This window comes from Streptomyces sp. NPDC048507 (assembly GCF_043199995.1).
Lineage (GTDB): Bacteria > Actinomycetota > Actinomycetes > Streptomycetales > Streptomycetaceae > Streptomyces.
In genome coordinates this window covers 24497-51305 of the sequence record NZ_JBICWZ010000010.1, presented here as the reverse complement: position 1 = coordinate 51305, position 26809 = coordinate 24497, and the positions used below count along the sequence as shown (strand labels likewise).

Here is a 26809-nt window from a genome sequence, read left to right as displayed (position 1 = left end):
CCAGCCGATGGTCAAGGCAGAAGGCGTCCACAAGTCGTACGGCGCCGCCCACATCCTCCGGGGCATCGACCTGGAGGTCGCCCCCCGGGAGGTCTTCTGCCTGGTCGGCCCGTCCGGCTCCGGCAAGTCCACCTTCCTGCGGTGCATCAACCACCTGGAGCGCATCAACGCCGGCCGGCTCTCGGTCGACGGCCGGCTGGTGGGGTACAAGCAGAAGGGCGACAAGCTCTACGAGCTGAAGGACAGCGAGGTCGCGGCCCAGCGCCGGGACATCGGCATGGTCTTCCAGCGCTTCAACCTCTTCCCGCACATGACGGCCATAGAGAACGTCATGGAAGCGCCGGTCATGGTCAAGGGAGAGTCCAAGGCGGTGGCGCGCGAGCGCGCGGCCAAGCTCCTGGACCGGGTCGGCCTCGGCGACAAGGGCGGGAACTACCCCACCCAGCTCTCCGGCGGCCAGCAGCAGCGCGTGGCCATCGCCCGCGCGCTCGCCATGGAACCGAAGCTGATGCTCTTCGACGAGCCCACCTCGGCGCTCGACCCGGAGCTCGTCGGTGACGTCCTCGACGTCATGCGGGACCTGGCGGAGTCGGGCATGACCATGATCGTGGTGACCCACGAGATGGGCTTCGCCCGCGAGGTCGGCGACAACCTCGTCTTCATGGACGGCGGTGTCGTGGTCGAATCCGGCCACCCGCGCGAGGTCCTGGGCAACCCGCAGCACGACCGGACGAAGGCGTTCCTGTCGAAGGTGCTGTAAGCCCCGCGCAATCCCCGCCCCGCGGCGCGGGGCGTGAGAACGGTGAGGTGTGAGGGGCGGTACGGGATCCCGTACCGCCCCTCCGCCGTGCCCGGGCCCCGCCGGGAGCGCCCGGCGGCCGCGACGCCCCCGGGTCGCCGAAGTTCCTACTTCAGTCCTAGGACCAGTGCGTCCGACGGCGAGCGCCAGACCGCGCGGGCCTCCGCGAAGCCGGCCTCGCGCAGGGTGCGGGCGTGCCAGGCCTCGTCCGGGGTGTCGCCGTCGGCGTGTTCCCCGTAGATCGCGAACCGGGCCTCCGTGGGACCGGCCAGCACCGGGTCGGCCGCCGCCAGCGCCCACCACTCGCGCCAGTCCGGGACGCCGAGGCGGGCCCGGGCCGCGTCCATGACCCCGTGCCGGTGGGCGTGCTCGGCGGCGCCGATGCGCGGGGTGGCCGGGTCGGGCATGTGGTCGGCGTTCATGAAGACCCCGCCCGGGCGGACCAGCGGGGCGAGCTGCCCGTACAGGACGGCCAGGTCCGCGCTCGGGAGCCAGTGCAGGGCCGTCGCGGTCAGCACCGCGTCGTAGGTCTCGTGGGGGAGCGCCGAGCGCCAGCCGGGGTCCTTGAGGTCGGCGGTGACGAAGGTGACCCGGTCGTCGCCCGCGAAGTGGCCCCGGGCGATCGTCAGCAGCGCGGGGTCCAGATCCAGCCCCGTACTGGAGGCCAGCGGGAACCGCTTGAGCAGCCGGTCCGTGATACTTCCCGTACCGCACGCGAGGTCCAGGACCCGGGGGGCGGGGCCCACCAGGGCCTCGACCATGTCCAGCATCACCCGGAACCGCTCCTCGCGGTCGGGCATGTACCACTCCTGCTGGCGGTCCCAGCTGTCCTGCCAGGCCTGCCAGTCCGTACCGAACGAACCGGTCACCGTATCCGCCATCGAGAACCCCTCCTACGTAATACCCTCGAACCAATACCAGCCGTTACCGCGCGGCTGTCGCAGACACTAATCCGCATCCGTAAGGACTACAAGTGGAACTGGCCCATTACTCGGACTATGCCGTGCGCCTGGTCAACACCGAGGAGCCGGCCCGCAACAAGGACGCCCTCACCTCGGTGGACGACGTCCGCGCCCTCTTCGGGGCCAGCGTGCAGATGGCCCGCCGGGTCACCGACACCGACGTCACCCGCTTCCGCAACGTCCGGGGCCGGCTGCGCGCCGTCTTCGAGGCGGCCGACGGCGGCGACCACGTCCTCGCCGTCGACCTGCTGAACTCCCTGCTCATGGAGTTCCCCGTCAGCCCCCAGGTCTCCGGCCACGAGCTCGTCGGCCCGGACGGCCGCCCCGACTGGCACATCCACCTCGCGGACCACCCCTCCAACGCCTCCGCCGGCTACGCCGCGATCGCCTCCATGGGGCTGGCCTTCCACCTCACCGAGCACGGCCCCGACCGGCTCGGCCTGTGCCAGGCGCCGCCCTGCCGCAACGCCTACCTCGACACCTCCACCAACCGCTCCCGGCGCTACTGCTCCGACCGCTGCGCCACCCGCGCCAACGTCGCCGCCTACCGTGCCCGCAAGCGGCTGGAGGCCGAAGAGTCCGCGCGCATCGGCCGCACCGCCGAGACCGCCCAGGACAGCCACGCCCTCAGCGAGCGCTGACCCTCCGGGCGCGGCCGCAGCCGCAGCCGGGCCACCGCCAGCACCAGCTCCTCGGGGACCGCGCCGTAGTCGGTGCTGTCCCCGGTCTCGTTGAACGGGTTGTCGCCGAGCATCCACCAGCCCCCCGGACGGCGCTCGGCCGCCCGCTTGACGACCAGCAGGTCCTGCTGGAGCGGATGGCGGAAGACGACCACGTCACCCGGCCGGACCAGCGCCCCGTAACGGACCACCATCCGGTCCCCGTCGTCCAGGGTGGGGACCATCGACGGGCCCGTCACCTCGCTGATGCCGATGCGCCCCCGCGTGCGCTTGTTCTCCGCCATGTAAGGCCTCCTCTGCCTCCCCGCATGCTGCCGCAGGGTCCCGTACGTTCGCTCACCGCTCCCCGGCCGCCGCTGGACTTTTGTCCTAAGCCCATGGGGGCGCCCGCGATTTCCGGATTCTCAGCGAGTAACCTCCACCCTTGAGAAGACGATCACGAGGAGGACCCACTCCATGCTTTCCCGCTTCTTCGCCCCCAAGGTGAAGGTCTCCGCCCACTGCGACCTGCCCTGCGGCGTGTACGACCCGGCCCAGGCCCGTATCGAGGCCGAGTCCGTCAAGGCCGTCCAGGAGAAGTACCAGGCCAACGAGGACGCCGACTTCCGCGCCCGCGCCATCACCATCAAGGAGCAGCGCGCCGAGCTCGCGAAGCACCACGTGTCGGTGCTCTGGAGCGACTACTTCAAGCCCCCGCACTTCGAGAAGTACCCGCAGCTCCACACCCTGGTCAACGACACCCTGAAGGCCCTCTCGGCCGCCAAGGCGTCGAACGACCCGGCGACCGGTGCCAAGGCGCTCGAACTGATCGCCGAGATCGACCGCATCTTCTGGGAGACCAAGGCCGCCTGATCTTGGGCGCCCCGAGGATCTCCCCGCGCTGCTGCTCAGAGCGCACATGCCAACGGCCCGACCGCTCTCCGCGGCCGGGCCGTTGGGCTTTCCCGACCCGGCGGAGGTCTTGGGGGCCGGATACCCGATCCCCATCGGCTCGTCGGGGCCTGAACGGCAGCGCCAGCAGGCGGTGGGGAGGTCCGGGCCGTCCGATTCCGGTCCCGCCCGGGACGATCGAGGGGCCCGACCGCGCACGGTCGGGCCCCTCGGCCGGGTGGGGGCTGCCCGGGCGGGGCGCCGTTATTCCTCGTCCTCGTCCTCGTCGTCGAGGCGGGCGAGCCAGGTCGCCAGGCGTTCCACCGGGACCTCGAAGTCCGGGTTGAGGTCGACGAAGGTCCGCAGCTGCTCGGCCAGCCACTCGAAGGTGACCTCCTCCTCGCCGCGCCGCTTCTCCAGCTCCTCGATGCCGCGATCGGTGAAGTACAAGTCGGGCTCCGTGCCATGGGGTGATGGGGTGTTTCCCGCCAGGATAAGCCGGGTCCCGGCGACACCTCCCGCGGTCCCGCCCGCAGCGCTAGCGTGGACGGCCTCGGTGGGACGCGCGGGGGACGGGGGGCACGGGATGCCGGACGGGCGCACGGCGGGCTCCGCGCGCGCCTACGAGCTCCTGGAACCCTTGGTCCGGGCCGCCACGGTACGCGTCCACGCGCCCCCGGCCGGGTATGAGAACTCCGGCAACGACGTGACCGGACCCACCTGGGGCAGCGGCTTCTTCATCGCCCCCGGCTGGGTCCTGACGTGTGCGCACGTGGTCGGCGAAGGGGGTGGTGCGGCGGTGCCTCTGTCAGGGCGCGAGGTCGGCATCAGCTTCTTCTCCGGACCGGTCCGCGGCGCCGGGCCCCCGGCCGGCGCGTACGGGTACGGGGGCGACGCGGGCACCGGTACGGTCACCGGGCGCGTGGAGTGCGTCCTGCCCGAGCGGCTGGACGAGCGCCGGCCCGGCCGCCGGGCCCTGTGGGACCTGCCCGACCTGGCGCTGGTCCGGGTGCTCTCGCCGATCTCCCACGCCTGCGTGTGGCTGACCGACCGGGCCAGACCCCGGATGGACGAGGCCGCGTACTTCGGCTGCACCGAGGAGCTCGGCATCCGCGAGATCACCGGCCGCACCACCCGACTGCGGGGCACCGCCGCGAACGGCGCCGCGATCCGCCTCGGCGACGACGACGAGATCGAGGCGGGCATGTCCGGCGGGCCCGTGGTGGACCTGGCGCGCGGCGAGGTCGTCGGGGTGGTCAAGGCCCGGCGGCACGGCGGTGGCGGCGGGCTCGCGGTGTCCGTCGCCCAGTTGCGGACCCTGCCGCTGGCGGCGACCGGCCAGACCGGGCTCTACCGCAGGGTCATGCAGGCCCACGACCTCTACCACTACGACCGCCACCTCAGCGACCTCGACAGCCGCCGGACCTGGACCGACGTCCACGACGAGCTCCCGGCCGGGGACGGGGACCCGTACGGCGGCGGCCGCGGCAGGCTCACCCCGGGCGAACGCACCACCCTGTGCGGGCTGCTGGCCGAACTGCCGCCGCCCGGCTCCTCGGAGGCCGTCCGCGAGCTGGCCGAACGGGCCCGCGGTGAGGAACCCGACCCGGGGCTGCCGGCCCCGCTCAGCTGGCGCGACGGACTCGGGCTGCTCCACGACCCGCCGGGCGCGGGCGGGGAGGCCGCCGCGATGCTCCGGTACGCGGCCGACGTGAGCGTGGCCGACCACCGCGAACCCCCGGCGCCCGGCGCCGACGAGGAACTGTGGGACTGGGTGCGGGCCACCGCGGAACGGCTGTGGCGCCCGCTGCGCCGGGAGCTGGGCGAGCGGCACGAGCGGGGCCTCGCCGAGCGGGACCGGCGCCGGCGCGCCTTCGCCGGGCGTTCGGCACACGGACCGGCCCGCCGGGCGCGGACCCTGCCGGCCGGGCCGTCGGTGCTGCTGGAGGTGTGGGCGCACGGCTGGGAGGAGGTCTACGACTGGCGGGTCTCCGTCCTGGCGGGCCCCGCCCGGCCCGGCCGGGTCACCCCCGTCGAGGCGGGAGTGCGCACCCGGCTGGACCGGCTGCCGGAGGCGCTGCGGACGCCGCTCGCCGAGGGCTTCCGCCGCTGCGACACCCACGAGGCGGCCGCGCTCCTCGAAGTGGCGGCCGCGCCGGGCCTGTTCGGGCTCGCAGTGGACACCTGGACGGTGTCCGGCGGGGTGCCGGTGGGGGTCCAGCGGCCGGTGGTGTTCCGGTTCGAGGGCGGGGCGGGCGCCTCCGGGGGAGTCGAGGCGGCCGGTGCTCCCGGTGCTCCCGGGGCGGGCGGCTCCGGCGTCGGCGGGGCCGCCGCGCGGTGGGCGCGGGTGCAGGGCGGACCGCTCCTGGACCAGCGCGCCGACTGCTCGCGCGGCCGCCCCCGCAGCCCCTCGCCCGACTGGGCGGCGGGGCTGGCGGACAACACCCTGCCCGTGCTGTGCCGGGAGGCCGCCGCCGAACCGACCCTGGGCGCGCTGCACGTCCTGCGGGACGCGGGCTACGGGGCCGTGGTGGCCCGGCGGCCCCCCGCCGACCCGGGGACCTCCTGCGCCCCGTACCACCGCGGGCTGCGGGAGGAGCTGGCCGAGGCGGGGCGGGGCGCGCTGCTGCCGCAGCGCGTCCAGGCGCTGCGGGTACGGGCCCACGGGGCGGACCCCGACGCCTACTGGGCGGCCGGGCTGGCCCTCGTATGGGAGGACCCGGAGCGGGCACTGCCCGAGGACGAACCGTTGCAGGGGGACCTGTGAGCCGCGTGCTTCGTGGGAGGGAGCGGCCGTGAACGACGAATGGCTCATCTACCGGGGCGTGGGCGAACCCCACGACGGGATCGCGGCACTGCCCGATCCGCCGCCGTGGCGGGACTTCGACGGCGGGCCCGTCGCCGGACCCGGCGCCGCGGCCGGGACCGCCGACGGGAACGTGGCCCGCCGGCTCGGCGCCCACCGGCAGGCCGCCGCACTGCACCGGCCCGAACCGGAGGAGCTGGAGGCCATCAACGCCGCGCTGTACCTGCGCCGGCCGCTGCTGGTCACCGGCTACCCCGGGACCGGGAAGTCCACCCTGGCGCACGCCGTCGCCCACGAGCTGAAGCTCGGCCGGGTGCTGCGCTGGCCGGTGGTGTCGCGGACGGTGCTCCAGGACGGCCTCTACCGCTACGACGCGCTCGCCCGGCTCCAGGACGTACAGATCGCCGCCGGTGGCGGGAGCGGACGGCCGGGCGCGGGGCCGGGCGGCGGGCCCGGCGCGGGCATCGGGAAGTACGTGCGGCTGGGGCCGCTGGGGACGGCGCTGCTGCCGGCCGCGAAGCCCCGGGTGCTGCTCGTCGACGAGCTCGACAAGAGCGACATCGACCTGCCGAACGACCTCCTGAACGTGCTGGAGGAGGGCGAGTTCACCCTCCCCGAGCTGGAGCGGGCCGCCGACTCCGAGCCGGAGGTGGAGGTGCTCACCGACGACGGCGGAAAGGTCACCGTCCGGGGCGGCCGGGTGCGCTGCCGGGCCTTCCCGTTCATCATCCTGACCAGCAACGGCGAACGGGACTTCCCCGCCGCCCTGCTGCGCCGGTGCATCCAGCTCAAGCTGGGGCAGCCGGGGGAGAAGCGGCTGGCGACCATGGTCCGGGCCCACCTGGGGGAGGAGGCCGCCCGGCTGGGCGCGGACCTGATCAGGGAGTTCCTCAGCCGCTCCCGCTCGGAGCTGGTGGCCGCGGACCAGCTGCTGAACGCCATCTACCTGACGCACTACGCCGCCCCGCCCACCCGGGAGGACCTGGCGGACCTGCTCATCCAGCGGCTCGACCGTCCGAGGTGAGGCCCCGTGAACGGACCTCCTGACCCGGAACGGCATGATCTGGGACGGCACGGGCCGGAAGCGGCCGGGGACGGCGCCGGGGCCGGGGCCGCCGAGCTCGGGATCCGGGCGCTGGCCGGGCTGTTGCGGGGGGCCGGGCTCGATCCCGACGCCGGGGAGCTGGCCGACGCCCTCTGGCTGGCCGGGCACACCCGCCCCGCCGCCCTGTCACCGGCGGCCGGCCCGCCACCGGAACCCGTACGCGCCGGGCAGGAACGGACCGGGGCCGAGGCGCCCGGCGAGGCGGTGGCGCGGACGGGCCCCGTGCCACGTCCGCGGGAGGAAGCGGCGGCTGAGGATCCGGTCAGGCTCTACGCGGCCGGGGCCCGGCAGGGCTCCGAGCTCGATCCGGACGCTGAAATTCCCGTCGGGGGCGGGGTGCCCGTCCGGGTGCCCGGAGCGGCCGCCCTGCCCCGGATCCTCGACATCCAGCGGGCCCTGCGCGCCCTCCAGCGGCACCGGCCGCCCGGCCCGCCCGCCCGTACCGTCCTCGACGAGAGCGCCACCGCCGAGGCCAGCGCCCGGGCCCTGGGGCTGCTCGTCCCGGTGCTCCGGCCGGAGAGCCGGCGCGAGGCGACCGTACGCCTGGTGATGGACGCCTCGCCCTCCATGGCGGTGTGGCAGGAGATGTTCGAGGAACTGCGGTCCGTCTGCGAGCGGCTGGGCGCCTTCCGGGACGTCCAGGCGCACTACCTGCACCGGCTTCCGGACGGCACCGTGGCCGTCGGACGCGGCCCCTCGGCCGGTGGCGCCCTGCGCTCCGGCGACCAGCTGCGCGACCCCACCGGACGGGTGCTGACCATCGTGGTCTCCGACTGCGCCGGGCCCGTGTGGCGCGAGGGCGAGGCCCAGCGGCTGCTCCACCGGTGGGTGCAGTGCTCGCCCTGCGTGGTCGTCCAGCCCCTCCCGCAGCGGCTGTGGGGCCGCAGCTGGCTGCCGACCGAGCGCGGGGTGCTGGAGCGGGCCGGCGGCGGGGGCGGCGGCGGGACGAGGCTGAGGTTCCGCTCGGACCGGCCGCCGCGGCCCGGGCAGCGCACCGGCGGGCTCACCGTGCCCGTGCTGCCGCCCCACGCGACCGCCCTCGGAGCCTGGGCCCGGCTCGTCGCCGGGCTCGGCACCGGCCCGGTCCCCGCGGAGGTCGGCCGGGTCCTCGCCCGCCACCCCGCCGCCCCCGTACCGCTGCCGCCCACCGCCCGCCCGCCGGGCGAACTGGTGCGGCGCTTCCGCTCAGCCGCCGCGCCCGGTGCCGTACAGCTCGCCGTCTACCTGGCGGCGGCGCCGCTGACGCTGCCCGTGATGCGGCTCGTCCAGCGCACGATGCTGCCCGACTCGGAGCCGTCCGACCTGGCCGAGGTGCTGCTCGGCGGACTGCTGCGGCGCAGCGGGGAAACCCCCGGACAGTGGTACGAGTTCGTTCCCGGGGTGCAGGACGTGCTGCTGGGGCCGCTGGGGCGGGATGAGGCCGCGCTGGTGCTCAAGCACTGCTCGGAGTACGTGCTGGCGCACTTCGGCCGGGGCGTACGGAACTTCCCCGCGCTCGCCGTCTCCCAGCTGACGGGCATCCCCGCGGTGGATCCCGAGGACGGGGCGGGCGAGGGCCGGGTGCCCGCCGGGCCGCTCCCGCAGGCCTTCGCGCTCGTTTCGGCGAAGGTCGTACGCCGCTACCTGCCGGGCCCCCCGCAGGAGGACCCGGAAGCCGATGCGCCGGTCCCGGTCCCGGAGCCGGAGCCGCCCGGGTCCGCCGGGAGCGGCCGGGCGGCCGGGGTACGGGCGGCGCGCGAGCGCCTCGCGGACGGCGACGCCCGGGCGCTCTACGAGGCCGCCGCCCTCCTGCGGCACGCCGTGGCGGCCCCGGCCGGGCCGGGGGACCCGCCGGAGGAGGCCGAGACCGAGCTGGCCGGGGCGCTGCTGCGGCTGTGGGCGCTCCAGCGCGACCCCGCACTCCTCGCCGAGGCCGGGCGGGCGCTGGCCGGGCTGGGCACCCCGCCGGCCGGGGCGGCCCGGGGCCGGGTGCTGTACGAGCGGGCGCTGGCGGGCGCACCGGACGCGGAGCTGCTGGCCGCCGCCGACCGGGAGTTCGCGGTGGCGGGCGCCGCCGCGGCCGGGCCGGAGCTGAGGCTGGACTGCGCGGTGCGGCGGGCGCGGACCCTGATCCGGATGAGCGCGCTGTACGAGGACGCGGGGCCGCTGCACGAGGCCCGGTCCGCGCTGGAGGCCCTGGCCGGCCCGGGCCCCGGTGCCGACGGGCAGCCGGAGCCGGACCTCGCCCTGGGACGCGTCCTGCTGGCGCTGCTGCCCCACACCCCGGACCCGGCGGCCCGCACCGCCCTGGCCGAACGGGCCGCCGCCCACCTGTCGGCGGCCCTGACCGCCCTGCTGGGCGGCGGCCCCGGGGCGGACCCGGCCGGGTCCGGGCCGCAGCGCCCGGGCGGGGCCGCCGCCGGCTCCGCTGCCGACCGGGCCGGAGGGGACCCCGGTGCGCCGGACGCCGCCGGACGCCCGAGCGGGAGCGGCACGGGAGCCGCCCCCGGCACGGCGGGCACCCCCGCGCCGGCGCCGCAGGGTGGCGGGGCGGGCCGGGCCCGGGGTGCGGGCGCCGGTGGAGGCAGGCCCGCGGCCGCCGACCCCGGCGGAGCCCCCGAGCTACCGCGGACCCAGGGCCCGGGAGCCGGCACCGGGCCGGTGCCGGACGCGGTGGGCGGTGGCGCGCCCCCGGACGACGGCGCCGGCGCCAGCCGGGCCGGGGACGGGGGCGCCGGGCGGGTGCCGGAGGTGGCGGACGGTGGGGTCGGCGCCAGCCGGGCCGGGGACGTGGGCGCCGGGCGGGTGCCGGAGGTGGCGGACGGCGGTGTCGGCGCCAGCCGGGCCGGGGACGGGGGCGCCGGGGAGGCGCGGGGGGTGGTGGCCGCGTCGGGCGGCGGCCGGGGGGCGGTGGTGGCGCGGCGGGTCGCGCGGGTCCGGGTGGACCTCGCCGAGGCGCTGCGCCACCTGCCCGCCCGCCTGGAGGAGGCGGCCGGGCACCTGGTGCACGCCCTGCGCGAGGCCGCAGACGAGCCCGGGCCGCGCCTCGCCGCCCTGGTCTGCCTGGCCCGCGTCCATCGCGCCCGGTACGCCCGCGACGGGGACCCGGCGGCCCTGGACGCGGCCGCCGACGCCTACGGGCGGGCCCGGCGGCTGATCCCCCGCGACGAGGAGGCCTTCGGGGAGCTGCTGCCCGAGTGGGGCGACGTACTCCTGGACCGGGCCCGGTCCGCCGACGGGCGGGCCTTCGCGTCGACCGCCGTACGGGTGCTGCGCGAGAGCCGCGCGGCCGTTCCCCAGTCGGACCCCCGGGCCCCGCACCGGCTGCTGCGGCTGGCCGCCGGGCTGCGGCTGCGGCACTCCTACGAGGGGGACCTCGTGGACCTCCGAGAAGCGGAGTACCTGCTGGAGCTGGCCGCCCGGCCGGGCCACCGCCCGCTGGAGCGGGCCCTGGCCTGGCGGGAGCACGGGGACGTCCAGCGGGACATCCACACCCACACCCGCGCCGCGGACCGCCTCGACCGCGCGGCGGACTCCTACCGCCGGGCCTGGCGCGCCGCGCTGGAGGCCGACCCGGACGAACGGCGGTCCTCCGGCACGGCGGTCCGGCTGGCGGCCCGGGTCCAGGAGCTGCGCGGGGAGGTCCTGGAGCAACTCGCCCGCCCCCGGGCCGCCCTCGACGCCTACCGGGCCGCCCTGGAACTGCGCGGGCGCCTCGACCCGCCGCAGGCCGGCCTCCCCGACGCCCTTGCGGCGGTCGCCGTGCTCCAGGAGCGGATCCGGGCCCTGGAGGAGGCGCTGTGATCCGTTTCCCCCCGCCGGGCGGCGGGAAAGGGCAGGCAGGGGAGCGGCACGGAGGGCCGGACCGGACGACCAGGCGCCACCGCGTACGACCGCGCCACCGCGTACGGCCGCGCGGCCAGGTGCGAACGCTCGGGCACCCGCGGTCACTCGCGGCCATCCGACGGCCAACGCACGACCCCACGACCACCCACGACGACAGGGGAACGGGCAGCCCATGGTGAGCGGACGTCAGGAAGCGGCAGCGCCGGCCCGCCCGTGTCCGGGGCGGCTCCCGGACCTCTCCGGGCTCGACCTGGCCGCACTGCGCGGCATCGACCACCCGGTCCTCGCCGAGGTCATCGCGGGCATGGTGGAGCGGGTCACCCACCCCGCCGAGATCCTCAACGCCTTCGACTCCGGCGTCGCCTGACCCCGCCCCCACCGGAGTTGACCACTTTCCGCCGTTAGCCGGGCCCGTCCGGAGGGCAGGGATGGGCAATCCGCCGGGGGAGGGAGGCACAGCGATGACCCCAGCGATCACGAGCGGCCCCGTGCCGCCCGCGCACCGGACCCCCGACCGGCACGCCCGCCACGCCCCCTGGCCCTACGCCCAGCTCGACGTCCCCGCCCTGCGCGCCGCGGGCCACCAGGCCTGGCCGATCCGGCAGTTCGTCCTCAAGACGCACAGCCGCTGCAACCTCGCCTGCACCTACTGCTACGTCTACGAGATGGCCGACCAGAGCTGGCGCACCCGCCCCGCCGCCATGTCCGCCGCCACCGCCCTGCGCGCCGCCGAACGGATCGCCGAGCACGCCGCCGCGCACGAGCTGCCCCGCGTGGACCTCGTCCTGCACGGCGGGGAACCCCTCCTGGCCGCGCCCGCCGAACTGGCCGCTCCCGTCGAGGCGGTACGGGCGGCCCTGGCCCGCCGGGCGCCCCGCACCCGGGTCACCGCGAGCGTCCAGACCAACGGCACGCTCCTGACCCGCGGCCGGCTCGCCGCCCTGGCCGCCGCCGGGATCCGCGTCGGCGTCAGCCTCGACGGCGGGCTGGCCGCGCACAACGCCCGCCGCGTGGACCACGCCGGCCGGCCCGGCTTCGGCGCGGCCGCCCGGGGCCTGCGGCTGCTCGCCCGGCACCCCGCGAGCTACGCCGGGGTGCTGTGCGTGGTGGACCTGGCCCAGGACCCGGTGGAGACGTACGAGTCCCTGCTGGCCTTCGCCCCGCCCAGCGTCGGCCTGCTGCTGCCCCTGGCCAACCGGAGCACCCCGCCGCCCGGCGGCACCGCGCACGGGACCCCGTACGCGGACTGGCTGCTGGCCGTCTTCGAACACTGGTGGCACGCCGGGGTGCGGCGCACCGGGATCCGGCTCTTCGAAGAGGTCATCGCCCTGCTGCTGGGTCTGCCCGAAGCCACCGAGACCCTGGGGCTGGCCCCCGCCACGACCGCCGTCGTGGAGACCGACGGCGCCATCGAGCAGGCCGATTCCCTGAAGTCCGCCTACGAAGGGGCCGCCGCGACCGGCATGACCCTCGACACCCACAGCTTCGACGAGCTGCTCGACCACCCGGGCTTCGCCGCCCGCCAGCTCGGCCGGGACGCCCTCGCGGCGGGCTGCCGCGCCTGTGAGCTCGTCGAGGTGTGCGGCGGCGGGCACTACCCGCACCGCTACCGGGCGGGGGAGGGCTTCCGCGGACCGTCCGTGTACTGCGCCGACCTCCAGGCCGTCATCCGGCACATCGCCGGGGCCCTGCACACGGCCGCGACCGCGACGACGGGGCGGGCCGCGTCATGACCCAGCGCACCGGAGCCGCGGCCCCCGGGGCGGGCGCGCAGGCCGGGCCGTCCCCCGAGCCGCCGTCGGGCGGCGCCCCCGTCCCCCCGCCCCGCTCCACCGGCTCCCCGAGCCCCACCGGCTCCCCGAGCCCCGGCAGCCCCGGCAGTTCCCACGGCCCCGGCAGCCCCGCCGCCCCCGTGCACCCGGCGCACCCCGCCCCCGCGGACCCCGCGCCCCCCACCGAGCTCCCCCCGTTCGCCGTCAGCTCCCGCGTCCTGCGCGAGCTCGCCTCCACCGAGCCCACGCCCGAAGGCAGCCGCCTGGTGTGCGACGTACGCCGCTCCAAGCGCCTCCTGCTGCTGCGCGCCGTGCTCGACGCCGCCCCCGGCGCCGAGAGCGCCGAGCGCTGGGCCCTGCTGGAAGAGGCCGAGCACCAGGACCCCGAGGCCGTGCGCGACGTCCTGCACTACCCCGCCACCGGGGTCTGGGCCGAGGAGACCCTGCGCCGCCTGCACACCCCCCAGGGGCCCCCGCCCGACCTCGGCCACCTCGGCGCGCTCGCCGTCGCCGCCGCCCTGCGCGCCCGGATCGCCTTCAAGACCACCCTGCGCCCCGTGGGCGGCCGCCTCGCCCTGCCCACCCTCGGGCTGCTGCGCCCCGACCGGCCCGGCCCGCTCGCCCTGACCGACCGCTCCTGGGACACCGGCGCCACCCTCCCCCTGCACGCCCTGCCCGGCGGCCGCACCTCCCTCGACGACCTCGACCCCTATCGCGCCCCGGCCGCCCCGCCCCCGGCGGCCGTGCGTCCGGCCCGCCGGCTCACCCCCAAGGGCCACAAGCGCTGGGACACCCAGTGGGCCGGGGCGCTCACCCTGCTGGAGCGCTACGACTCCGCCCGCGCGCAGGAGGCCGGCCTGCTGCTGCGCTCGGTGGTCCCCCTCGCCGGCGGCACCCGCTCCAGCGGCGCCACCCTCCCCGCGGCCGCCGGCTCCGTCCTGGCCCGCGGACAGGCGCCGCCCGCGCTGGCCGCGACCCTGGTCCACGAGATCCAGCACGGCAAGCTCGCCGCGCTCACCGACGTCCTCACCCTGCACACCGCCGACCGCACCCCCCGCCACTGGGCCCCCTGGCGCGGCGACCCCAGGCCCCTGGAGGGGCTCCTGCACGGCGCGTACGCCCACCTGGCCCTGGCCGGCTACTGGCAGCGCGCCGCCCTCTACGGGGCCCGCGGCGCCTGGGCCCAGCACGCCCGGATCCGCGCCCAGGTCGCCGCCGTCCTCCCGGTCCTGCGGGCCCATCCCCAACTCACCGTCACCGGAGCCGAGTTCGTCGACGGGATGATCGCCGCCGAGCGGGCCATGGACGAACTGCCGCCCCCCGGGGACCAGCACGCCACCGCCCGCCGGGCCCTGGAGCGCGAGCGTCGCACCTGGTGCGAGGCCCACCCCGAACTCGCCCCATTCGTACAGGTCTGAGGGGCCGTCCGCTGCGGTACCTTTCAACCCCGCCCCTCTCCGCACCGCCTCACACCCCGTCCACCGCCCGGACCCCAGGGAGACGGCCGCATGACCGGTACCGGTACGCGACTCGACCGCGACGGAGCCGCCCCGCCGCAGCGCTTCGTCATCAGCTTCGCGGGCTTCAACCGCCCCTGGGCGGCGTGGATCGCCCACCGCCTGGAAGAGCACGGCCACCGCGTCGCGCTCCAGCGCTGGGACCCGCAGACCAGCCCCGGCCTCACCGAGGCCCTGGACGACCTGCCCCGGGCCGGCGGCAAGGTCGTCCTCGTCCTCAGCGAGCGCTACTTCTCCGCGGGCACCCACACCGACGACGAGTGGAACACCGCGCTGCGTACCGTCACCGAGGCCCACCCCGACCGGTTCGCCGCCGTCTGCCTCACCGACGCCCCGCTGCCCAGCGCCGTCGCCGCGCTGGAGAAGACCGACCTGTGGGGCCTGGACTCCTACGAGGCCGAGTACCGCGTGCTGCGCCGCCTGGAGCTGCCCACCGACCGGATCGGCACCGAGAGCGGCCGCCGCGGCCCCCGCTTCCCCAACGACCCGCCCGAGATCTGGGGCCGCGTCCCGCGCCGCAACCCGCGCTTCACGGGCCGCAACGACGTCATCGGCCGGCTGCGCGCCGCCCTCACCGACGCCCCGCCCGGCGCCTCCACCGTCACCCTGCTCGGCCTCTCCGGCGTGGGCAAGACCCAGGTCGCCACCGAGTACGCCTACCGCTTCGCCTCCGAGTACGACGTCGTCTGGTGGGTCCCCGCCGAGGACCGGCCCACCCTGCGCGAACGCCTCGCCGACCTCGCGCCCGCCCTCGGCCTGCCGCGCGGCGCCGGCAGCTACGGCGAACAGATCCGGGCCGTACTGGAGGCGCTGCGGCGCGGGTCCCCGTACCACCGGTGGCTGATCGTCTTCGACGGCTGCGACAGCCCCGACGACCTCACCGACCTGCTGCCCTCCGGCGCCGGAGACGTGATCATCACCTCCCGAAACCGCGAATGGGCCGCCCGGCACACCAGCCTCGTCGAAGTCCCCCTCTACGCCCGCCCCGAGTCCGTCACCTTCATCCGCCGCCGGGCCCTGCGCCTGACCGGTGAGGAGGCCGACCAGCTCGCCGAGGCCCTGGAGGACTACCCGCTCGCCCTCGACCAGACCGCCGGCTGGCTCGCCGACTCCCCGATGCGCGTCGGCGAATACCTCGAACTCCTGCGCCACCGGCTGGACTCCCACGAGGCCGTCACCCTCTCCGACGACTACCCGCTGCCCTTCCCGACCGCACTGGCGATACTCCTCAACAACGTCCGGGAGAGCTTCCCCGACGCCCTCGCCCTGCTACGGCTGTTCGTCTTCTTCGCCCCCGGCCGGGTCCCGCTGCGGCTGCTGCGCGAGTTCCCCGCCGACGACGTCCCCGAGCACCTGGCCGGGCTGATCCACGACCAGGTCCGCTGGAACGCGGCCCTCAACAAGCTCGTCCAGTTCTCCGTCGTCCGCCTGGAGTACTCCGACCTCGCCGTGGAGGAGGGCGGCGGACTGGAGACCGTGCAACTGCACCGCATGGTCCACAACATCGTCCGCGGCAACCTCGCCGACGACGAGGCCGACCAGCTCTCCCGCGCCGTACGCCAGGTCCTCGCCGCCGCCGACCCCGGCCGCCCCACCGACTCCCGGCTCTGGCCCAGGTACGCCGAACTCATCCCCCACCTCGACTCCGCCGGCGTCCTGACCAGCAGCAACCCCCGCATCCAGAACTTCCTGCTGCACTGCCTGCGCTACCTCATCCTGGCCGGCGAGTACCGCACGTGCCTGCGCCTGTCCGAACAGACCGACGGGGTCTGGCGGGCCATGCTGGGCGACGACCACGACCAGGTCCGCGAGCTCAGCTACCACTACGGCGGCGCCCTGCGCATGCTCGGCCACTTCCGGCACGCCGAGACCCTCGCCCGCTCCGTCGCCGACCGGCTCGTCGCCGAACGCGGCCACCGCGACCTGGAGACCCTGCGCGCCACCAGCACCTACGCCGGAGTCCTGCTCAGCACCGCCAAGTTCGACCGGGCCAGGGAACTGCTGGAGCACGCCTTCGCCACCTACCGCGAACTGCTCGGCGAGGACGACTCCACCACCCTCAACGCCCAGAACAACGTCGCCGTCGCGCTGCGCCTGCTCGGCCGCTACCAGGAGGCCTACGACACCGACCTCGACACCCTGCGCCGCCGCGAACGGGTGCTGCGCGTACGGCACATCGCCACCCTCTCCTCCGGCATCGGCTGCGCGATGGGCCTGCGCCTCATGGGCCGCTACCGCGAGGCCCTCGCCCGCCAGGAACAGGGCCTCAAGCTCAACACCCAGGTCCTGGGCCCCAACCACCCCCAGACCCTGCGCGCCGAACACAACCTCGGCATGTGCCTGCGCCGCTCCGGCGACATCCCCGGCGCCGGAGCCCGGCTGCGGGGCGTCCTGGACCGCTCCACCCGGGTGTTCGGCGCCGAATTCCCCTGGACCCTGATGGTCGCCTCCGACTACGCCACCTACCTGCGCGAGTACGGGGACATCGAGGAGGCCCGCCGGATCTCCGAGGAGGTCGTACGCGGCTACCAGACCCAGCTGGGGCTGGCCCACCCGTACAGCATCGGCACCGTCGGCAACCTCGCCCTCGTGCTGCGGGCCCAGGGCGAGCGGACCGAGGCTCTGAACCTCGCCGAACAGGCCCTGGTCGGCATGCGGGGCGCCCTCGGCGACCGCCACCCCTGGACCCTGGGCTGCGCCCTGAACGCCACCGGGCACCGCAACATCACCGGCCGGCTGGAATCCGCGGTCGACCTCAGCCGCGAGACCCTGCGCGGCGCGGAACGGGTCCTCGGCCCCGACCATCCGATGACTCTGAGCGCCCAGATCGCCCTGGCCGCGGACCTGCGCGCGGTACGGGAGGACGCGGAGGCCTCCAAACACGAGGAGGCCGGCCTGAAGTCCCTGACCCGCACCCTGGGTCCCCAGCACGTCCACACCGTTTCGGCCCGCCAGCAGACCCGCCCCTACTGGGACTTCGAACCCCAGCCGTAGACCCCCGCCCCCGCGGGTCCGTGGACGGCCGGAAGGCCCGGTCCCCGAGGGGGCCGGGCCTTCCGCGGTACGGCGGGGCGCGCGGTGACTACGCCTCGAAGACCTCGTTCAGCAGGAGCTGCTGCTCCGCCTGGTGGCGCTTCGCGGAGCCCACCGCCGGAGACGAGCCGTGCGGACGCGACACGCGGCGCAGGCGCTCGCCGGCCGGGATGTCGGCGCCGACGGCCAGGTCGAGGTGGTCGATCAGGTTCAGCGCGATGAACGGCCACGCACCCTGGTTCGCCGGCTCCTCCTGGGCCCAGATGTACTTCGCCGCGTTCGGGAACTTGGCGATCTCCGCCTGGAGCTCCGCACCCGGCAGCGGGTACAGGCGCTCGATGCGGATGATCGCGGTGTCCGTGATGCCGCGCTTCTCCCGCTCGGCCTCCAGGTCGTAGTAGACCTTGCCCGCGCAGAAGACGACCTTGCGGACCGCGTTCGGGTCCACCGTCGCGTCACCGATGACCGGACGGAACGAACCGTTCGTGAACTCCTCCGCCTTCGACGCCGCCGCCTTCAGACGCAGCATCGACTTCGGGGTGAAGACGATGAGCGGCTTGTGGTGCGGGTTGTGGACCTGCCAGCGCAGCAGGTGGAAGTAGTTCGACGGCAGCGTCGGCATCGCGACCGTCATGTTGTTCTGCGCGCAGAGCTGGAGGAACCGCTCCGGGCGGGCCGAGGAGTGGTCCGGGCCCTGGCCCTCGTAGCCGTGCGGCAGCAGCAGGGTGACGCCGGAGGTCTGGCCCCACTTCTGCTCGGCGGAGGAGATGAACTCGTCGACGACGGTCTGCGCGCCGTTGACGAAGTCACCGAACTGCGCCTCCCACAGGACCAGCGCCTCCGGGCGGGCCAGCGAGTAGCCGTACTCGAAGCCCATCGCCGCGTACTCGGAGAGCAGCGAGTCGTAGACGTTGTAGCGGGCCTGGTCGTCCGCCAGGTACAGCAGCGGGGTGTAGTCCTCGCCCGTCTCGCGGTCGATGAGGACCGCGTGGCGCTGGCCGAAGGTGCCGCGGCGGGAGTCCTGGCCGGACAGCCGGACCGGGGTGCCCTCCATCAGCAGCGAACCGAAGGCCAGGGTCTCGCCCATGCCCCAGTCGATCGTGCCCTCGTCGATCATCGCCGCGCGGCGCTGCAGCTGCGGCAGCAGACGCGGGTGGACGGTGACCCCGTCGGGGATGTTGACCTGGGACTCGGCGATCCGCTTGACGACGTCCTGGGAGACCGCGGTGTTCACGGTGACCGGGAAGTCGGCCTGCGAGACCGGGGCCGGCGGGGCGACCGCGGGCTGCGTGGCGGCTTCGCGGACCTCCGCGAAGACCTTCTCCAGCTGGCCCTGGAAGTCCTGGAGGGCCTGCTCGGCCTCTTCCAGGGTGATGTCGCCGCGACCGATGAGGGACTCGGTGTACAGCTTGCGCACCGAGCGCTTCTTGTCGATCAGGTCGTACATCAGCGGCTGCGTGAACGCCGGGTTGTCGGACTCGTTGTGGCCGCGGCGGCGGTAGCAGATGAGGTCGATGACCACGTCCTTGTTGAACGCCTGACGGAACTCGAAGGCGAGCCGCGCGATGCGGACCACGGCCTCCGGGTCGTCGCCGTTCACGTGGAAGATCGGCGCCTCGATCATGCGGGCCACGTCCGTCGCGTACATCGAGGAACGCGAGGACTCCGGGGCGGCGGTGAAGCCGACCTGGTTGTTGATGACCACGTGCACGGTGCCGCCGGTGCGGTAGCCGCGCAGCTGCGACATGTTCAGCGTCTCGGCGACGACGCCCTGGCCCGCGAAGGCCGCGTCGCCGTGCAGGGCGATGGGCAGGACCGTGAAGTCCGTGCCGCCCTTGTTGATGATGTCCTGCTTGGCGCGGACCACGCCCTCCAGGACCGGGTCCACCGCCTCCAGGTGCGAGGGGTTCGCGACGAGCGAGACCTTGATCTGCTCCCCGTCCAGGCCCGTGAAGGTGCCGTTGGCGCCCAGGTGGTACTTGACGTCGCCGGAGCCGTGCATGGACTTCGGGTCGAGGTTGCCCTCGAACTCGCGGAAGATCTGCGCGTACGACTTGCCGACGATGTTCGCCAGCACGTTCAGCCGGCCGCGGTGGGCCATGCCGATCGCGACCTCTTCGAGGCGGGCCTCGGCGGCCGAGTCGATGACGGCGTCGAGCAGCGGGATGACGGACTCGCCGCCCTCCAGGGAGAAGCGCTTCTGGCCGACGTACTTCGTCTGCAGGAACGTCTCGAAGGCCTCCGCCGCGTTCAGGCGGCGCAGGATGCGCAGCTGCTCCTCGCGCTCCGGCTTGGTGTGCGGGCGCTCGATGCGGTCCTGGATCCAGCGGCGCTGCTTCGGGTCCTGGATGTGCATGAACTCGACGCCGGTGGTGCGGCAGTACGAGTCGCGCAGCACGCCGAGGATGTCGCGGAGCTTCATCATCGACTTGCCGGAGAACCCGCCGACGGCGAACTCGCGCTCCAGGTCCCACAGGGTGAGCCCGTGCTCGGTGATGTCGAGGTCGGGGTGCTTGCGCTGCTTGTACTCCAGCGGGTCGGTGTCGGCCATGACGTGGCCGCGGACCCGGTAGGAGTGGATCAGCTCGAAGACGCGGGCGGCCTTCGTGACGTCGTCGTCGTGCGAGGCGTCGATGTCCCGGAGCCAGCGGACCGGCTCGTACGGGATGCGCAGCGCCTCGAAGACGTCGTCGTAGAAGCCGCTCTCGCCCAGCAGCAGGTTCGCGACGATGCGCAGGAACTCGCCGGAGGCCGCGCCCTGGACGACCCGGTGGTCGTAGGTCGAGGTCAGGGTCATGACCTTGGAGATGCCCAGCTTGTTCAGGGTGTCCTGCGAGGTGCCCTGGAACTCGGCGGGGTAGTCCATGGAGCCGACGCCCATGATGACCGACTGTCCGGGCATCAGGCGGGGCACGGAGTGCACGGTGCCCAGACCGCCGGGGTTGGTCAGCGAGACGGTGACGCCGGTGAAGTCGTCCATCGTCAGCTTGCCGACGCGGGCCCGGCGGACGATGTCCTCGTAGGCCTGCCAGAACTCGAAGAAGTTGAGGGTCTCGGCCTTCTTGATGCCGGCGACGACGAGCTGGCGGTCGCCGTTCGGCTTCACCAGGTCGATCGCGAGGCCGAAGTTCACGTGCTCCGGCTTGACCAGGGTCGGCTTGCCGTCCTTCTCCGCGAAGGAGTAGTTCATGGCCGGCATGGCCTTGATCGCCTGCACCATCGCGTAGCCGATGAGGTGCGTGAAGGAGATCTTCCCGCCCCGGGCGCGCTTGAGGTGGTTGTTGATCACGATGCGGTTGTCGAACAGCAGCTTCACCGGGACGGCGCGCACGGACGTGGCCGTCGGCACCTCCAGCGAGGCGTTCATGTTCTTGGCCACGGCAGCGGCAGGGCCGCGGAGCGTCACCAGTTCGGGGCCGGAGGGGGCCTCGGTGGCGGGCGCGGCCTTCTGGGCTGCGGGAGCGGCGGCGGCCGGAGCCTGAGGGGCAGGAGCGGCCGGTGCGGCGGCCGGGGCCTGGGAGGTGACAGTCACAGCAGGGGCACCAGAGGGGGTGGCAGGAGCAGGGGCAGGAGCTGACACAGGCGAGGGGGCCGGGGCGGCCGGAGCCGCTCCCGTGCCGCCGTTGCCGGCTGCGGGAGGCACGGCGCGCGCCGCCCCCGTGGCGGCGGCGACGGTGGCCTGAGGGGCTGTGGCGGAGGTGGCGGCCTGTGCGGAGGCGCCCTCCGTCGTCGTGGACTTCTGGGGACCGTCCGCCTTCACCGGAGCGACAGCGCCCCCCGGCTTGTAGTCGGCGAAGAAGTCCCACCAGGCCCGGTCGACCGAATTCGGGTCCTGGAGGTACTGCTGATAGATCTCGTCGACGAGCCACTCATTCGCGCCGAAGCCTGAGGCAGGGGTCTTCCCGCCCTCTGCTGCGTCGGTCGTGGTGCTCGAGTTACTGGGGGACTGTGGCGACACGGCGGCAACCGCCCTCTTCCGCTTCACAAGGTATGGACAGCGGGAATAAAGGCTACGCCTCCCGGGCGGTGTGATGCAGGCCGGGCGGGACTTCCGTCGCGCAGGTCACACCGAACGGCGGGTTTCATCGCGTGGAATGGCGGGAAACAAGCGTGGTTCGGGTAGGGGGCATCCAGGTTGCGACCCCCACGGCCTCGCACCCCTGACGACCCCGGGCACGTGTGGCCGAGATCATGTCCTTCCCTTCAGAACCCTACGTCAAGACGATGCCGGTGAGCTGCCCGGAAGAGTGACGAGGATTCGGCAACCCCGTGACGATTCGGCCACGCCGATGTGGCCCCCGTGCAGGCCGACGGCCCAGCGGGCGATGGCCAGGCCCAGCCCGGTGCCCCCGTCCCCGCCCCGCGCCGCGCCCCGGTTGAAACGCTCGAAGACCCGGTGGCGCTCGGCCTCCGGGATTCCGGGTCCTTCGTCGACGACCTCCAGGGCCAGGCTCCCGGCCGGCCCGCCCGCCCGCGCCCGGACCGTCACCCGGCCGTGCGGCGGACTGTGCTTGACCGCGTTGTCGATCAGGTTCGCGACCACCTGGTGCAGCCGTTCCGCGTCCGCGTACGCCGTCAGCTCGGTCGGGAACACGTCCAGGTGAAGGTGCACGTCGTTGCGGGTGTGCCCGCCCGAACCCGACGCCAGGCCGGGCCGCCCCGCGGCCGCCAGCCCCGATTCCTTCAACACCCCCGACAGGTACGGCCACACCTCGAAGCGGCGGCACTTCAGCGGCACCACCCCGTTGTCCACCCGGGACAGGTCCAGCAGGGTCTCCACCAGCCGGCCGAGCCGTTCCGTTTGCTTGAGCGCGGTGCGCATCGTCTCCGGATCGGCCTCCGAGACCCCGTCCACGACGTTCTCCAGCACCGCCCGCAACGCCGCGATCGGCGTGCGGAGCTCGTGCGAGACGTTCGCGACCAGTTCTTTGCGGTGCCTGTCCACGGCCTCCAGGTCGTCGGCCATCAGATTGATCGTCGAGGCCAGGTCGCCCAGCTCGTCCCGGCGGCCCGCCCCGCGCACCCGGCGCGTGTAGTCCCCGTGGGATATCGCCCGGGCCACCGTCGTCATGTCGTCCAGCGGAGCCGTCAGGCTGTGCGCCACGAACTGGGTGATCAGCATCGAGGCGATCACCGAGAACACCGTGATGAACCGCAGCTCCGTCGCGGTGCGCAGGGCCACCATCAGCAGACCCGTGGTGATGAACACCGACACCACGACGAGCGTGCCCAGCTTCGTCTTGATCGAGAACGGCGAATAGGGCCGCAGCCCCGGGCCGGGGGACCGGCCGCTCACGGCTGCGCCGGGGTCTCCAGGGCGTACCCGACGCCGTGGACCGTACGGATCCGCTCCGCGCCGATCTTCCGGCGCAGCGCCTTGATGTGGCTGTCGACCGTACGGGTGCCCGACGCGTCCGCCCAGTCCCACACCTCCGCGAGGAGCTGCTCGCGCGAGAGCACCGCGCGCGGCGTCCCCGCCAGGCACACCAGCAGGTCGAACTCCGTCGGCGTCAGGTGCACGTCCTCCGCCTGCACCCGCACCCGGCGCTGCGCGTGGTCGATCTCCAGGTCGCCCAGCCGCAGCGTCGCCCCGCGCGGGGTGTGCGCGGCCAGCGTGGCCCGCTCCACCCGGCGCAGCAGGACGTGGACCCGCGCGGCCAGCTCGCGCATCGAGAACGGCTTCGTCATGTAGTCGTCGGCCCCGACCCCGAGACCGACCAGCATGTCCGTCTCGTCGTCGCGGGCGGTGAGCATCAGCACCGGGACGGGCCGCTGCGCCTGCACCCGGCGGCACACCTCCAGCCCGTCGAAGCCGGGCAGCATGACGTCCAGCACCAGCAGCTCGGGCAGCCAGCTCTCGGCCGCCGCCACGGCGGCCGGGCCGTCGTACGCCGTCTGCACCTGGAAGCCCTCGGCCCGCAGCCGGGCCGCGATGGCGTCGGCGATGGTGCGGTCGTCCTCGACCACGAGCACGCGCCGCTGGGCGCCGGGGGTGGCCGCGGCGCCGCTGTGGGTGGTGTGTGTCTGTTCCATGTCCCGCCCCTGAAGATCCCGCGTGTCGCGTGTTGGGGTGCAGCGTAGAGGAGGCACCGGCCTGCGGCTATGTGCGGTTCGGACAGTGACCGCCGGGTGACGCCCGGCCCGCGGGAGGCCCGCCGGACGGCGTACGGCCCCGGGCGGCCCCGCACCCCGTGACCCCCGTACGGAGTACCCCCGGCCGCGGCGGCGGCACCGGGCGGCGGGTCCTACGGCTCCGGGTCGAAGCCCGGGAGGGCGGCCAGCACCTTCGCCAGCCCCGGGGCGAGGACGTCCTGGTCGGCGGACACCTCGACGCCGCCGTGGGCGAAGGAGTACGTGAAACCGTCCCTGACCGGCGGGTCCGCCCTCGCGGTCCGGGGCAGCCGGGGAAGGTCCGCCGCCCGCAGGGCCGCCCGCAGCGCCTCCAGCCCGGCCGGGTCCAGCGTGCCCGACCCCTCGGGCCGGTCATCGGCGCCGAGCCGGGTCCAGGAGCCGTCCGGGGCGATGCGCAGGGTGTGGGGCCGGCCCGCGTAGCCGCCGGTGCGCGAGACCCGCAGCAGGGTCTCGGACGCCGGGGGAGCAACGGTGGTGGAGGGGCTCGCGGAGGGGCTCGCGGGCGGGGTGCGCGCCGGGGGGCTCGCGGAGGCGGACGGGGAGCCGGAGGCGGAGCGCGAGGCGGTGGCGGACGCCGGGGGCGGGGAGGCCGACCCGTCGCCGGAACCGCCGGAACCGCCGGATCCGCAGCCGGCCGCGGCCGCCGCGGCCACCAGTGCCGCCGCCACCGCGGCACACGTTCGGGACGCTCGCACACCCACCTCCGCGGGGACTCGGCCGAACCCCGAGTATGGAGTCCCCGCCCCGCCACGGAAAGCCCCCGCGCCCCCCGCCCGCCCGCGCACCCGCCCCCCCCGAGCACCCCGGAGGCCGACATCCGCCGCACCGCCCCCTGGCGCTGGCTGCCGCCGCTCCTCGCCGCGCTCCTCGGCCTGCTCGCCCTGGAACGCGGCCCCGACGGCGGCAGCATGTGGCGCGACGAGTCCACCACCTGGCAGGTCGCGCACCGCCCCCTGAGCGACCTGGCCGCGCTCCTCGGACAGGTCGACGCCGTCCACGGCCTCTACTACCTGCTGATGCACGGGGTGTTCGGGCTGTGGGACGGGGGCCTGTGGGCGCTGCGGCTGCCGTCCGTGGCCGGCGCCGCGCTCGCCGCCGCCGGGGTGGCCGCGGTCGCGCACCGGCTGGCGGGCGAGCGGGCCGCGCTGCTCGCCGGCTCCGCCTACGCCCTGCTCCCGCCCGTCCAGGCCTACGCGCAGGAGGGGCGCTCGTACGCCCTCGTCGCCGCCGCCGTGGTCTGGGCCACCTACCTGATGCTGCGCGAGCGGTGGGCCGCGTACGCCGCCGTGCTGCTCCTCGGCTGCTGGCTGCACGAGTTCGCCGCCCTCGCCCTGCTCGCGCACGCCCCCGTCGCCCGCAGCTCGCGCGGCTGGCGGCGTGCCGCCGCCGCGGTCGCCGCCGGGCTGCTGCCGCTCGCCCTGGTCAGCGCCCGGCAGGCGCAGGCGCAGCTCGGCTGGCTCGGCCGGCCGTCCTGGCAGGACTGGGCGGCGTACGGGGTGCTCGCGGGCGCGGCGGCGCTGCTCGCGCGGGGCGCCGCCGAGCGGGACCTCACGGCCCTCGTACGGGTCGCCGTACCGCTCGCGCTGCTGCCGCCGGGGCTGCTGATGGCCCTCTCGCTGGTGCACCCCTGGTACGTCGACCGCTACGTCCTCTACGCGCTGACCGGGCTCGCCCTGCTCGCCGGGGGCCGGGCGGCGCGGGCCCGGGGGTGGGGGCCGTGGCTGCTGGCGGCGGCGCTGCTGGTGCCGTTCGGCTGGTGGTCGGCGTGGCTGCGGACCCCCGAGAGCCGCAAGGACGACGTGCTCGCGGTGGCCGCCGCCGTACGGGAGCGGGCGCGGCCCGGGGACGCGGTGCTGTTCCTGCCCGCGCGGCGGCGCGAGTGGCTGCTGTCCTCGCCCACCGTCTACGCCGGCCTGCGCGACGTGGCCCTGGACCGCTCCCCGGCCGCTTCGCGCACCCTCCACGGCACCGAACTCCCGCCGGAGCGGATCCGGGAGGCCCTGCTGCGCGCCCCCCGGGTCATCGCCCTCCTGGACCCGCCGGACCAGCCCCTGGACCCGTACCCCCGCGAGGCCGCCAAACGCGACGCCCTGGCCACCTCCTTCGAACGCTGCTCGCTCACCGCGGTGCGGGGGGCGCGCGTGGCGGTGTACGCGAGACCGGGGGGCTGCGGGTAGGACGGGGCCCGGGGCGGGGGAGGATGGGGCGGCCCGCGTCAGACACCCGGCGGGCCCGGCGCCCCGGCGGGCGGGGCCCGTCGCACCCTCGGAGGTGCCGCATGCCCACACCCGGACCGACCCCCTCCGCGACCGCCGGGCCGGACGGCCCCGGCTTCGGACCGCTCGTCGGGGTCGAGTGGCTCGCGGAGCGGACCGGCCGCGACGGGCCCGTCCTGTTCGACGCCTCCGTCGGCGCGCACCGGGGCGCCGCCGCCCGGATCCCCGGCGCCCGCCCCTTCGACCTCGACGGCGCCCTCAGCGACCACACCGCCGCCGCCCCGCACACCATGCCCGGCGCCCCGGAGTTCACCGAGGCGATGCGCGGGCTCGGCCTCGACGACGGCGCCACCGTGGTCGTCTACGACGCCGCCGGGATCTACTCCAGCGCCCGCGCCTGGTGGATGCTGCGCGCCATGGGCTTCGAGCGGGCGGCCGTCCTGGACGGGGGCCTGCCCGCCTGGGCCGCCGCCGGACTGCCCGTCGAGCCCGGGGCGGCGGCGTACGGGGGCCCGCGCGGCTCCTTCACCGCCCGGCCGCGCGCCGGGCTGCTGGTGGACGCCGCCGACGTCTCGGCGGCCCTGGCCGACCCGGCCGCCGCCGTGCTCGACGCCCGCACCCGCGAGCGCTTCGAGGGCGCGGCCCCCGAACCCCGGCCGGGGCTGCGCGGCGGCCACATGCCGGGCGCGGTGAACCTGCCGTTCGGGGAACTCCTGGGCCCGGACGGGCGGATGCTGCCGCCGGTCGGGCTCCGCAGCGCCTTCGAGGCGGTGACCGGCGGCCGGGAGCGGCTCCGGTTCAGCTGCGGGTCCGGGGTCACGGCGTGCGTGCTCGCGCTGGGGGCGGCGCTCGCGGGATACCGGGACACGGCGGTATACGACGGCTCCTGGAGCGAGTGGGGCCTCCCCTCGCCGGACCGTCCGGTCGCCACCGGCCCCTGACGGCCCCCCGGGCAGCCCGCCCCCGGAGCCCGGGGCCCGGGGCCCGCGTGAGCACCCCGGCCCTGGGTCCGGCCCGCATCCCGACGTCCGGGGCCGGCCCCGGACCGGGGCGCATGGCCGTCTCGGGCGGGGGAGGGCGAGGCGAGGCCGC

At 75.5% G+C, this 26809-nt stretch carries 19 protein-coding genes; 12 read left to right on the top strand and 7 right to left on the bottom strand.

The annotated features are described in order from the left end of the window. The first annotated feature begins 7 nt into the window (after positions 1 to 7). Positions 8 to 760, top strand: coding sequence for an amino acid ABC transporter ATP-binding protein (locus ACGFXC_RS25535; RefSeq protein ID WP_393716741.1), 753 nt, complete (start codon positions 8 to 10; stop codon positions 758 to 760). A gap of 146 nt (positions 761 to 906) precedes the next feature. On the opposite strand, the gene ACGFXC_RS25530 is transcribed toward ACGFXC_RS25535, so the two are convergent. Continuing rightward, positions 907 to 1680: a methyltransferase domain-containing protein gene (locus tag ACGFXC_RS25530; protein ID WP_393716456.1), complete on the bottom strand. Its 774-nt coding sequence runs from the start codon at positions 1678 to 1680 to the stop codon at positions 907 to 909. Between the two features lie 92 nt (positions 1681 to 1772). On the opposite strand from ACGFXC_RS25530, the gene ACGFXC_RS25525 reads away from it, so the two are divergent. Continuing rightward, positions 1773 to 2402: a CGNR zinc finger domain-containing protein gene (locus ACGFXC_RS25525; protein ID WP_362124271.1), complete on the top strand. Its 630-nt coding sequence runs from the start codon at positions 1773 to 1775 to the stop codon at positions 2400 to 2402. On the opposite strand, the gene sodX is transcribed toward ACGFXC_RS25525, so the two are convergent. After that, a complete protein-coding gene (sodX, locus tag ACGFXC_RS25520) occupies positions 2306 to 2761 on the bottom strand; it encodes a nickel-type superoxide dismutase maturation protease (protein WP_393716739.1) in 456 nt (151 codons plus the stop codon). The two genes, ACGFXC_RS25525 and sodX, sit on opposite strands and share 97 nt — an antisense overlap. A 136-nt stretch (positions 2762 to 2897) precedes the next feature. On the opposite strand from sodX, the gene sodN reads away from it, so the two are divergent. Then, positions 2898 to 3293 (top strand): superoxide dismutase, Ni, encoded by a 396-nt coding sequence (gene sodN, locus ACGFXC_RS25515; protein ID WP_007266490.1) that lies wholly within the window; start codon positions 2898 to 2900, stop codon positions 3291 to 3293. 282 nt (positions 3294 to 3575) lie between these two features. Here sodN and ACGFXC_RS25510 read toward each other — a convergent pair whose 3' ends face one another. Beyond that, positions 3576 to 3761 (bottom strand): DUF6104 family protein, encoded by a 186-nt coding sequence (locus tag ACGFXC_RS25510; protein ID WP_030190019.1) that lies wholly within the window; start codon positions 3759 to 3761, stop codon positions 3576 to 3578. A 136-nt stretch (positions 3762 to 3897) separates the two neighbouring features. Between ACGFXC_RS25510 and ACGFXC_RS25505 the strand changes: the two genes are divergently transcribed. From ACGFXC_RS25505 to fxsT, 7 genes are all read left to right on the top strand, one after another. Further along, complete coding sequence (locus tag ACGFXC_RS25505; RefSeq protein WP_393716453.1) at positions 3898 to 6078, top strand: trypsin-like peptidase domain-containing protein; 2181 nt, start codon at positions 3898 to 3900, stop codon at positions 6076 to 6078. Between the two features lie 28 nt (positions 6079 to 6106). Beyond that, positions 6107 to 7141 (top strand): AAA family ATPase, encoded by a 1035-nt coding sequence (locus ACGFXC_RS25500; RefSeq protein WP_393716451.1) that lies wholly within the window; start codon positions 6107 to 6109, stop codon positions 7139 to 7141. A gap of 6 nt (positions 7142 to 7147) precedes the next feature. Beyond that, positions 7148 to 11005, top strand: coding sequence for an SAV_2336 N-terminal domain-related protein (locus ACGFXC_RS25495; protein WP_393716450.1), 3858 nt, complete (start codon positions 7148 to 7150; stop codon positions 11003 to 11005). Positions 11006 to 11219: 214 nt separating this feature from the next. After that, positions 11220 to 11414, top strand: a complete 195-nt coding sequence (fxsA, locus tag ACGFXC_RS25490) for an FxSxx-COOH cyclophane-containing RiPP peptide (protein ID WP_393716448.1) — start codon at positions 11220 to 11222, stop codon at positions 11412 to 11414. A 94-nt stretch (positions 11415 to 11508) separates the two neighbouring features. Continuing rightward, positions 11509 to 12780, top strand: a complete 1272-nt coding sequence (locus ACGFXC_RS25485) for an FxsB family cyclophane-forming radical SAM/SPASM peptide maturase (protein WP_393716446.1) — start codon at positions 11509 to 11511, stop codon at positions 12778 to 12780. Continuing rightward, entirely contained in the window at positions 12777 to 14237 is a 1461-nt protein-coding gene (locus ACGFXC_RS25480; protein WP_393716444.1) for an aKG-HExxH-type peptide beta-hydroxylase, read from the top strand. Before ACGFXC_RS25485 ends, ACGFXC_RS25480 begins: the two co-directional genes overlap by 4 nt. Positions 14238 to 14327: 90 nt before the next feature. Then, positions 14328 to 17330, top strand: a complete 3003-nt coding sequence (gene fxsT, locus ACGFXC_RS25475) for an FxSxx-COOH system tetratricopeptide repeat protein (RefSeq protein ID WP_393716442.1) — start codon at positions 14328 to 14330, stop codon at positions 17328 to 17330. An 88-nt stretch (positions 17331 to 17418) separates the two neighbouring features. On the opposite strand, the gene ACGFXC_RS25470 is transcribed toward fxsT, so the two are convergent. The 4 genes from ACGFXC_RS25470 to ACGFXC_RS25455 all read right to left on the bottom strand — a co-directional run bounded on the left by ACGFXC_RS25470 (position 17419) and on the right by ACGFXC_RS25455 (position 24196). Continuing rightward, positions 17419 to 21327 (bottom strand): multifunctional oxoglutarate decarboxylase/oxoglutarate dehydrogenase thiamine pyrophosphate-binding subunit/dihydrolipoyllysine-residue succinyltransferase subunit, encoded by a 3909-nt coding sequence (locus ACGFXC_RS25470; RefSeq protein ID WP_393716440.1) that lies wholly within the window; start codon positions 21325 to 21327, stop codon positions 17419 to 17421. Positions 21328 to 21585: 258 nt separating this feature from the next. Next, positions 21586 to 22665, bottom strand: coding sequence for an ATP-binding protein (locus tag ACGFXC_RS25465; RefSeq protein WP_393716438.1), 1080 nt, complete (start codon positions 22663 to 22665; stop codon positions 21586 to 21588). After that, on the bottom strand, positions 22662 to 23402 hold the full coding sequence (locus ACGFXC_RS25460; protein ID WP_362124241.1) for a response regulator transcription factor: 741 nt from the start codon (positions 23400 to 23402) through the stop codon (positions 22662 to 22664). Before ACGFXC_RS25460 ends, ACGFXC_RS25465 begins: the two co-directional genes overlap by 4 nt. Positions 23403 to 23614: 212 nt before the next feature. Then, complete coding sequence (locus ACGFXC_RS25455) at positions 23615 to 24196, bottom strand: hypothetical protein (protein WP_393716436.1); 582 nt, start codon at positions 24194 to 24196, stop codon at positions 23615 to 23617. Between the two features lie 213 nt (positions 24197 to 24409). On the opposite strand from ACGFXC_RS25455, the gene ACGFXC_RS25450 reads away from it, so the two are divergent. Continuing rightward, positions 24410 to 25678, top strand: coding sequence for a hypothetical protein (locus ACGFXC_RS25450; RefSeq protein WP_393716434.1), 1269 nt, complete (start codon positions 24410 to 24412; stop codon positions 25676 to 25678). Between the two features lie 101 nt (positions 25679 to 25779). Then, positions 25780 to 26658, top strand: a complete 879-nt coding sequence (locus ACGFXC_RS25445) for a sulfurtransferase (protein WP_393716433.1) — start codon at positions 25780 to 25782, stop codon at positions 26656 to 26658. The last annotated feature ends 151 nt before the right edge of the window (positions 26659 to 26809 follow it).